Raw genomic sequence first — 9,951 nt, 5'->3', positions numbered from 1 at the left:
ATATTATATATTATATATAATTTTATTAACATTCTATCTTATTAATAGTTAATACTTTTTTCACAATTTTGACCATATGATAATTTAAAAAGTCATAATATTTATAATTTATTGGTTAGAATAAATTATAAATACAAGAGGAGTTAGATTTTGAAAAAATTACTATATTTACTTCTTCCTCTACTTACACAACTTCTTTTAGCAAATACCAAACTTACTAAAGAAGAGACCTCTTTTTTAGTAAATTATAAAGAAATAAAAGTTTGTATTGACCCTAACTGGATGCCTTTAGAAATGAATCAAAATGGCAAACATATAGGTATGACTGCTGATTATTTAAAACTTTTAGAAAAAAATCTAGATATTAAATTTACAATGGTTCCTACAAAAACATGGGTAGAGTCCATTACTCTTGGAAAAGAAAAAAAGTGTGATATCTTTTCTTTAGTTATGTCTACAGAAGAGAGAAGAAAGTTTTTAAACTTTACAAAGCCATATCTTGAAATTCCCCTTGTTCTTGCAACAAAAGATAATGAAATCTTTATTGATGATATTACAAAAGTAAATAAATCCATGGGTATAGTAAAAGGATATGCTTATGCTGAAATCTTAAAAAATAAATATCCAGAGTTAAACCTAGTCTACGTAGAAAATATTGGTGAAGGGCTAAAAAAAGTAGACCAAAATGAACTGTTTGGTTTTATTGGTACTTTGTCAACTGTTGGTTATCATATTCAAAAAGAGTATGTTGGAAATCTAAAAATAGTTGGTAAGTTTGACCAAAAATGGAACTTAGGTATTGGTGTAAGAAAAGATTATCCTATTTTAGTATCAATTTTAAATAAAGCAATTAGTGATATAAAATATGAAGACCATCAAGCAATTTTAAATAAATGGTTATCAATAAAATATGAAAAGATAACATATAAATATCTATTTGAAATAATTTTAGTCTTTTTTATAGTTTTAACTATAATTTTATATGCAAATAGAAGATTATCAAATGAGGTTCAAAAAAGAAAAAAAATAGAGAGTCATTTAAGTCGTGTTATTCAAGGTGCAAAATTAGGTACTTGGACTTGGTATATGAATGCTGACAAAAACATAATAAACGAAAGATGGGCTGAAATTATTGGTTATACAAAAGCTGAGTTAAAAAATAAAAACCATTTATCTTTTATACTTGAAGAGGATAAGCATTTAGTTGAAAAAGCAATTCAAACTCATATTAGTGGAGAAAAAGCTTATGAGGTTTGTTTTAGAATGAGAGCAAAAGACGGCTCAATAAAATGGATTTTATCAAATGGAAGTATTGTTAAAAAAGATAAAAAAGGCAATCCAGAAATAATGGCAGGAATTCACCAAGATGTAACAAAGAATAAAGAACTTGAACTTGAATTAAAAAAACAAAATGAATTTATAGTTCAACAATCAAGACAAGCTGCTATGGGTGAGATGCTAGAGAATATTGCTCACCAATGGAGACAACCTCTTTCTATAATAACTACTTCAGCAAGTGGAGTTAAGATTAAAAGTGAGCTTTCTGACCTTAGCCAAGAACAACTATTTGAATTCATGGATCAAATTATGAGAAGTAGTATGTACTTATCACAAACAATTGAAGACTTTAGAAACTTTTTCAAATTAGATAAAGAAGTAACAGTTGTAAATACAGATAATCTAATAGAAAAGTCACTACAGTTTTTAAAATCTAAAATAAACCATAGAGAGATTGAAGTGCTTAAAGAGATTCAAATAAATGAACTTTGTGTCTATGAAAATGAGCTTATTCAAGCATTGATAAATATCTTTAGCAATGCAATAGATGCCCTAGAAAAAGTAGAAAACAGAAGATACATATTTATAACGGTAAAAGAGTCTACTAACAACTATATAATTAAAATAAAAGATAGTGCTTTAGGTATAGATTCAAAAATTATGCAAAGAATTTTTGATCCATACTTTACAACAAAACATCAAAGTCAAGGTACTGGGATTGGACTATATATGACTAAGGAAATTATTGAAAAGCATTTTTTAGGTAAAATAGAAGTTACAAATGAAGATTTTAACTATCAAGAAACTCAATACAAAGGAGCTTGTTTTAAAATCAAAATTCCTAAAAATGGTTAGATATTTATGAAAAAACTTTTTAAAACAACTTTAATTGCTGCTATTTTAGGTGCTATTTTTAGTTATGGTACCTTGAAATTTCTTTATTATAAGATGGAACAAGAACTTATTACTTATCTAGTTTTAAATGAAGAGGCGAAAAAGCTTCAAGATATTTATGCTTTATGCAATGGTTTACTAACTACAAACCCTACAAAAGAGAACTTAACAAGCTGTAATAATATTGTTTCAAAGGCAGAGAACATCTCAACACAAATAGAAGAAAAGTGTCCATATATAAGTTTTTACACTACTTATATAAATAATTTAGAATAAAAAAAAGGAAACCCTATAAGGTATTATTATAATACCAAGGTTTCCTTTTTAGATATGCATGAAATTAATCTTTGTAAGAATACTCCTTTTTTTCTAAAGATACCCTTAATTTTTAATAAGTTTTACTTATAGTAAAAACTGTAAACAAAATTTTTATTATTTGTATTGTAACAATAATTATATATTATAACCCTCTATTTGATTAATTTGAAATGTAATTTTGGTATAATATCTTCATGAACATGAAATACATCAACAAAGAGTTAGCACTAAAATATTTAGACTATGATATAAAGCTATATAAAAACATCCTTGATGGGTTTAAAGAGCAATACAACAGTCTTAATTTTTTAAAGCTTGAAGATACCTCATTTTTTAAAGAAGTGCATCAACTAAAATCTATTAGCAAGAATATTGGAGCAAATGAACTTTTCAAAATAGCCGAAGATATGAATAAAAACAAGAGTAGAAAAAGTGAAACACTACTTCAAAAAACTTTAGAAAATGTATTAAGTGAAATAAATGAAATTTCATTAACAGATATAAACAATACTACTAAAACTCCAGTTGAGCACTATTCAAAAAAAGAACTTTTCGAACAAATTTCAAATGGTGCCATAAAGAATCGTCCCAAAAAGGTAGAAGAACCTTTAGAAAAATTAAAACAAATTCAAAATCTTACAGATGATGAAAAAATTTTAATCTCAAAGCTAGATAAAGAAATTAAAGTATATAATTTTAAAAATATAGTAAATATTCTTTCAAAATAGGAAAAGTATGCCTAAACCTTTAATTCTTATAGTAGATGATAATCAAGCAAATATAAAAATTCTTGTTGAGTTCCTTTCAAAAGATTATGAGCTTGTTGTATCAATGACAGGTAAATCTGCCCTTGAAATAATTGATGAAGAAGAGATTGACCTTGTATTATTAGATATTTTTATGCCTGATATGGATGGCTTTGAGGTTTGTGAAAAAGTCTATAAAAAGCATGATATGTATGATATCCCTATTATTTTTGTAACGGCTAGTAGTGATGATGATGATATAGAGAGAGGCTTTAACCTTGGAGCTGTAGATTATGTTACAAAGCCTTTTAGAAAAGTTGAAATTCTATCAAGAGTAAAAACTCATATTCTTTTAAAAGATTACAAAAACAACTTAGAAGAAAAAGTAAAAGAAGAGATTGAAAAAAATAGACTAAAAGAAAAAATAATGTTTCATCAATCAAAACTTGTAAGTATTGGTGAAATGACAAATAGTATTGCCCATCAATGGCGGCAACCTCTAAACTCTATTAACTCAGCTGTTATGGGAATTGATACATGTATGATGAAAAATCACATTGAAAATGAAGAAATAAATCAAAAATTAGAAGAGATAGAGATTCAAACTCAATATATGTCTAAAACAATTGAAGACTTTAGCAATTTTTTAAATCCACATAAACATAAAGGAAATAATGATTTAAGAGAAATTGTTAGAAAAACCCTTACAATTATCCATACAAAATTTTCAAAAAACAACGTTGAATGTGAGGTTATAGAAAAGAACAAATCTATCGTTCCTTGTATTGAAGGAGAAATCATTCAAGTATTAATTGTAATCCTTAACAATGCAATTGATGCACTAAAAGAGAATAATATTACTAAGCCACAAGTTATTATTGAAATAACTACAAACAAAATAGCTATCACAGACAATGCAGGTGGAATTAAAAAAGACAACTTAGATAATGTATTCTTACCTTACTTTACAACTAAAAAAGCTGATGAAGGCCTTGGTATTGGACTTCATTTAGCAAAAGCTATTATCGAAGAATCAAACAATGGAAAACTTTCAGTAGAAAATGTAGAATGTGGAGCTAGATTTGAGATTGAATTAAATAAATCTATCTATTTAAAATAATTCTAAAACTTGCTCCAAGCTCCTTATTTTCTACAAAGATTTTCCCTTTCATATTTTTCTCAATAATTGTTTTTGCCATATACAAACCAAGTCCTGTTCCATTTTTTTCTAGTTTAGTTGAAGAATATGGTTCAAATAAATTGTCTAAGACTTTATTAGAAATACCTTTTCCACTATCTTGAAAATTTATTTCTATTTTCTTATCTTCTAATACAAGACTTACATTTATAAATCGTTTATCATTTTCTTGACAATTCTCATCAATTGCATCTATTGCGTTATTAATTATATTGATAAAAACTTGTTCTATTTCATTTTCATTTGCAAAGAAAAAATAATCTTCTTTTTTTCCAGATAAGAGAGTAATCTTACTTTTTATAGCTGATTTTTTTAACTTCATTTGAATAATATTAAAAGATTTTTCAATAGTCTCTACCAAATTAAAAGATTCAGATTTTTCTTGTGTTTTGTAAAAGTCTCTAAAACCATCAATTGTTTTTGACATATAATCTAATTTTTGATTAACACTATGAGATATCCTTTCAAACTCTTGTTTATTAATAATCTTCATTGAATACTTAATCTCTAACTCTTGAATAAGAACTGAAATTGCATTTAAAGGTTGCCGCCATTGATGAGCCAACATTGCTGTCATTTCACCCATAGCTGCAATTTTTGATTGAGAAATAAGCATTTTTTGCTGTTTTTCTAGCTCATCAAAGAGTTTTTTAGGAATATTAGCTAAAGCTTTAGCTAATAAAAAGGAGATAATAAAAACTATTAGTATTAAAGTTATTATTTCAAAGTTTATTAGTTTTATAAAGCTATTTATTGAATCTTTAGGAACCACTCCAATATACAATATTTCATCACTTGTACCACTAAATAAAATATTATTATAAATAAACTCTTTTTTATTTATTTCTTTTTCTAAATTCAAGTACCTAGTCCATTCGTTTTTTTTACTAGATACTAAAGTATGATTATCTTGATCAAAAATATCTATCTCAAAAGAGTTTGACTTTTTTAGTTCTCCTAATAAAAAAGAAGCAAAAACATTTAAAATAATGACTCCTCTTCTTTTTGAGTCTTCAAAAACTGGCATTGCAAATCTCCAAACAGGTTTGTAAGGAATTTCAATTTTTTTATGTTCCATATTTAAGTCTAGCTTTGAAACAAAGAGTTCTCTTTTATTTTTTTTCATTGTTTCAATAAAGTAATCTCTATGTTTTTTATTTTGTAAGTATTTGTCATCAACTATAAGTATTTTTTCACCTGTCTTTTTTCTATCTACTCTTATAGTTTCTTTTCCAAATTCATTTATATACCTTAATTGAGTAACATACTTTTCATGTGTTGCTAGTGTTTCAAAAAGAGTTATTAAATTTTCTTTATCTTCTTGAGTATTATTTTTTAAGAAAGAAGTAAAAAAACTATTATTTTCTATAGTAAGTAAAAAGCTTTTATAATGTTTATAAAACTCTCTAATCTTCTCTTTTTTTAAATTAACTTCATATATGGCTTTATCTTTATTACTTTTATATTGCTAAACTTTTAACTCATAAAAAAGAACAAATAAAACAAGTGAAGTAAAGGATACTCCTGTTAAAATAAATAAAGAAATAAACTTTTTAAGATATTCAACTCTTTGCATTTTTTTAAGTACTCTTACTACTTAAAATTTCTTCTAATGATCTTGCTTTATCAAAATAGTATCCTTGAAAAAAATCAACATTTAAAGTTTTTAATTTTTCGAAAATTGTTTCACTCTCTACAAATTCAGCTACGACATGAATGTTTAATTTTTTTGCTAAATTAATAATAGATTCTAATAATAAAAAACCCCTGTAATCTTCAACTCTTTTTACTAATGAACCATCTAACTTTAATATATCAAAAGAGATATTGAAAAAGTAATCATAGTTTGAATATCCCGCACCAAAGTCATCAATTGCTATTATAGCCCCATAACTTTTCATTATATTACAAAAATAGATAGTCTTATCAATATCTTGCAATCCTTCAGATTCCAGAAATTCTAATACTATAGGATAAGGATGTCCTTTTTTTAAAATGCCCTCAAGATAATTTATAATTGTTGGATTTGTTATATCTTCAAAAGAAAGATTGATACCTACAGATTTTTTTAGCTTCAAAGAAGACTCTATTGCTTTTTTTATTATAGTTATTGTGAATTTTTCATATATCTTTGAATCTTGTACTACGTCTAAAAAAAAGTTTGGAGTTAAAATATTATTTCTATCTTCTGGGTCAATTACCCTTGCTAAAGCTTCATACTTTATAATATTTTTATCTTTATCAACAATAGGCTGAAAATAAGGCATCATCAAATCTTGGGATAAAGCCTTTTTAACTTTTCTTTGCATATTTATATTTTGAACATATCTATTTTGTGGATTATTTAACTCTGTATAGCACGTAAAGTGCTTTTTAGTTAAATATGCTGAATCTAAAGCAATATAAGCTTCCAACAATAAGTCCGTATTACCTAAACAACTAGTCCCTAATGTTATGCTTATATCAATTGATAAGGTATCAACAGGAACAATGAACTTGTCAAAATGTTCTATTAATTTATCTGCTATTTTTTTTGACTTTTCAATATCAAAATCTTTTTCTTTTTTAGTTGTTATTGCAAATAAAGCATTTTCTAGTTTATATATATCTTCTATAGTCTCTTTGGCTTGAAAATAAGATTTTAATTCATCTGCTACACAATTTAAAATTTTATCTGAAATATCAAACCCATATGTATGCTTATATTTTCTAAAGTTATCAATATTCAAAAGAAGTAGAGACTTATCTTCATTTGTTTTATTTAAATCCTTAACTAAAGCATGTCTATTTGGTAGTTCAGTTACTAAATCCTTATATAATTCTTCAATTTGTTTATCTTTTTTTCTTACAACTTCAGAAATATCTTTTAAAATAATACTTATAGTTTTTACTTCATCATTCTCTATATATGAAGCGAAGGATGTCATATTAAAAGTAAATACATTTTCATTTATATTAAATACAATATGTTTAGAAAATATCTCTAAATCTAAAACTTTTTTAAACATAACTTTTCTAATTTTATTTTTAGAGTCTAACTCCTCAGTTTTATAATCATAATGCTCACCAATATGAAATAGGTTTTTAAACTCTAATTCAAAGCCTAAATTCTCTTTAAAAAAAGTTTTCAAGTTGTCTGATATATATTTTATATTTCCAATAGGGTCTATTTCTATTACATAGTTGGTTAGATTTATAACTGTTTTGTAGTTTAATAGCTGGATTTTTTTTCTTTCTAATTCTCTTTTTGTAGAAATTATATTGATTAGTTTTTGTACTTCATCAATCAAATCTTTTAGATTAACTGGTTTTTGAATAAATTTATCTACTTTTAAATCAATTGCTTTTTGCAAATAATTAATCTCGTTAAATGCTGTGGTTATGATTACTGGAATATCTTTACTTTTTTCTCTTATTATTTCAACTAATTCTAATCCATTTAATTTAGGCATTCTTATATCTGTAATAATAATATCTATGAGATAATTTTCTTTTTCTAAAATATTTAAAGCTTCCTCCCCATTAGAAGCTAAAAAAATATTTTCTACTACCATACTTAAAATATTACAAACAGATTCTTGTACAGTCAAGTCATCTTCTATATATAATAATTTTATATTTGTTTGCTTAACACTAGACATAAATGATATTCCTTTTAGAGAGAATAAATAATATAATTATTATATATTATCAGGCTATCATTAAAGTATTGATTAAATATTTAATTTAATTAATGTAAGGTTTTAATAATTTTTAAATTGTACTTAGTGATTATTTTGATTTAAATTTAGAAAGTAACAGTGGTGCGAATGGTGAGAATCGAACTCACACTCCGAAACCGGAATGGGATTTTAAGTCCCACGCGTCTACCTATTCCGCCACACTCGCACATGTTAAAAAATGGAGGAGGTAGCCGGACTCGAACCAGCGCATACAGGATTTGCAATCCCGGGCATTACCAACTTTGCTATACCTCCACAAATTGGAACGAAATTATATCAAAACTACCTTAATTTTTTTTTAATCTTTAGAGTTTCTTTCTACCTTTATTAAATAAACACCAGAAAAAATCACTATAATAGCCCCTAACATGGTCAATCTATCTGGGATATCATTAAAAATAATCCACCCTAATAAAGTTGCACTTATTATCTCTAAATACTGAAAAGAGGCTAGTAAACTTGCATTTGCATAATATAAGGCATTTGAAATCAACAACTGACTTACTATAGTAACTACAGCTAAAAGAAAAACCAACCACCATAAAGAGTGGTCTATTTTATTAAAAGATAAAACCTCTAAATCAAAAGGCTGAGCTATTAAAAAAAGTATAGAAGTAAAAACTGAAGCTATAATTCCTATCCAAAACTGCATGGTTAAAACATCTTTTATATCTTTTGATACTCGTATTGTCATAAGATAAAGAGCATAAAAAATTGCTGCAAGAATAGGCAGTATTGCAGCTGTTCCATAAGCTGACCAATTAGGTCTTATAATAATCATTGTCCCAAGTAGCCCAACAAATAATACAATAAGTAAAGCTCTTGTAACTTTCTCTTTTAAAAAGACTATTGATAAAACAGTTAAAACTAAAGGTTCTATAAAAAATAGTGCAATATTATTTGCTAAAGGCAAATACATCAAGCCCCAAAAGAGTAAAAACATACAAGAAGAGATAAAAAAGGCCAAATACAAATATATAGTTTTAAAAGCTCCAATTTTTTTTCGTAAAACTCTTGCCACAAAATATATCAAGATTGCTTGTAATAAAAATCTGAAAAAAGTAATTTGCATTGGAGAATAGGTACTAGAAAGCCACTTACCTATTGCATCAGAAAAAGGAATAATCAACACTGCAAGAAGCATTAAAATCATTCCTTTTTGAGTATCCTTTCTAGCACTATTTAAAATAATATTCTCCTGTTAAAATATTGGAACTAACTTATGTCCTTGTGTTTGCCATCCAATAAGTGATATAAAGCCATCAGCAATGATATGCATTTCTTTTGGAATACTACTGTTATCTACTTTAAAAACCTTTGTAGCAACAGCACATACTTCCATTCTAACACCAAGTTTTGCTAACCTTTTAATTGAATCTTGAATCTCTTGAAGTTTCTCTTCATTTTCCATCTCAAAAGCTTCATCTTGTTTTGTACTTAAAAACTTCACTGTTTCACCAATAAATACTAAAACCATATTTGGTTTTACACCTTGAGAAACTAGTCCTTTATGTGTACCTTCGATTATTTGTAAATAAAAAGCTGTTTTATTTACGTTTGTAAAGTCTATTAAGAATACACTTTTTGTCTCTTTTACTCCATTTAGAGCAACACTATCATTTATCTCTTTTGCATTTACAAAACTAACTGCACAGAAAAAAGTCAATAGTAAGGCTATGATTTTAAATCTATTTTTCATAACTATTCCTTATTAAAGTATTTATTTTAACTATAATATTTATTTATGAAAAAAGTTCTTATTGAGATAGAGAAAAGTTAATATTAGATTTTGAAG

General features: G+C 26.0%; 8 protein-coding genes and 2 tRNA genes. 4 read left to right on the top strand and 6 right to left on the bottom strand.

Going from position 1 to position 9,951, the window contains the following annotated elements:
• Nucleotides 1–150 precede the first annotated feature (150 nt).
• From CRV02_RS02760 to CRV02_RS02745, 4 genes are all read left to right on the top strand, one after another.
• Nucleotides 151–2,133, top strand: coding sequence for a transporter substrate-binding domain-containing protein (locus CRV02_RS02760; RefSeq protein WP_129089063.1), 1,983 nt, complete (start codon nucleotides 151–153; stop codon nucleotides 2,131–2,133).
• A gap of 6 nt (nucleotides 2,134–2,139) precedes the next feature.
• Nucleotides 2,140–2,448 carry a hypothetical protein gene (locus CRV02_RS02755; protein ID WP_129089062.1) on the top strand — a complete coding sequence of 103 codons (309 nt, stop codon included), beginning with the start codon at nucleotides 2,140–2,142 and terminating at the stop codon, nucleotides 2,446–2,448.
• Nucleotides 2,449–2,684: 236 nt separating this feature from the next.
• Nucleotides 2,685–3,218, top strand: coding sequence for a hypothetical protein (locus tag CRV02_RS02750; protein ID WP_129089061.1), 534 nt, complete (start codon nucleotides 2,685–2,687; stop codon nucleotides 3,216–3,218).
• Between the two features lie 7 nt (nucleotides 3,219–3,225).
• Entirely contained in the window at nucleotides 3,226–4,356 is a 1,131-nt protein-coding gene (locus tag CRV02_RS02745; RefSeq protein WP_129089060.1) for a hybrid sensor histidine kinase/response regulator, read from the top strand.
• Here the strand turns inward: CRV02_RS02745 and CRV02_RS02740 are convergent.
• From CRV02_RS02740 to CRV02_RS02715, 6 genes are all read right to left on the bottom strand, one after another.
• Complete coding sequence (locus tag CRV02_RS02740) at nucleotides 4,340–5,512, bottom strand: sensor histidine kinase (protein WP_164968953.1); 1,173 nt, start codon at nucleotides 5,510–5,512, stop codon at nucleotides 4,340–4,342. The genes CRV02_RS02745 and CRV02_RS02740 overlap by 17 nt on opposite strands.
• A 502-nt stretch (nucleotides 5,513–6,014) precedes the next feature.
• Nucleotides 6,015–8,075 (bottom strand): EAL domain-containing protein, encoded by a 2,061-nt coding sequence (locus tag CRV02_RS02735; protein ID WP_129089058.1) that lies wholly within the window; start codon nucleotides 8,073–8,075, stop codon nucleotides 6,015–6,017.
• 160 nt (nucleotides 8,076–8,235) lie between these two features.
• Nucleotides 8,236–8,322 (bottom strand) — tRNA-Leu (locus CRV02_RS02730).
• A 13-nt stretch (nucleotides 8,323–8,335) separates the two neighbouring features.
• Nucleotides 8,336–8,411 (bottom strand) — tRNA-Cys (locus CRV02_RS02725).
• A gap of 43 nt (nucleotides 8,412–8,454) precedes the next feature.
• Nucleotides 8,455–9,309, bottom strand: coding sequence for a DMT family transporter (locus CRV02_RS02720; protein ID WP_129089057.1), 855 nt, complete (start codon nucleotides 9,307–9,309; stop codon nucleotides 8,455–8,457).
• A 48-nt stretch (nucleotides 9,310–9,357) separates the two neighbouring features.
• Nucleotides 9,358–9,855 (bottom strand): DsrE family protein, encoded by a 498-nt coding sequence (locus CRV02_RS02715; protein ID WP_129084337.1) that lies wholly within the window; start codon nucleotides 9,853–9,855, stop codon nucleotides 9,358–9,360.
• Between the last annotated feature and the right edge of the window lie 96 nt (nucleotides 9,856–9,951).

Origin of the sequence: Arcobacter sp. CECT 8989 (genome assembly GCF_004116715.1) — a bacterium.
GTDB lineage: Bacteria > Campylobacterota > Campylobacteria > Campylobacterales > Arcobacteraceae > Halarcobacter.
The sequence above is the reverse complement of the archived record's forward strand: the minus strand, read 5'-3'. Positions and strand labels throughout refer to the sequence as shown.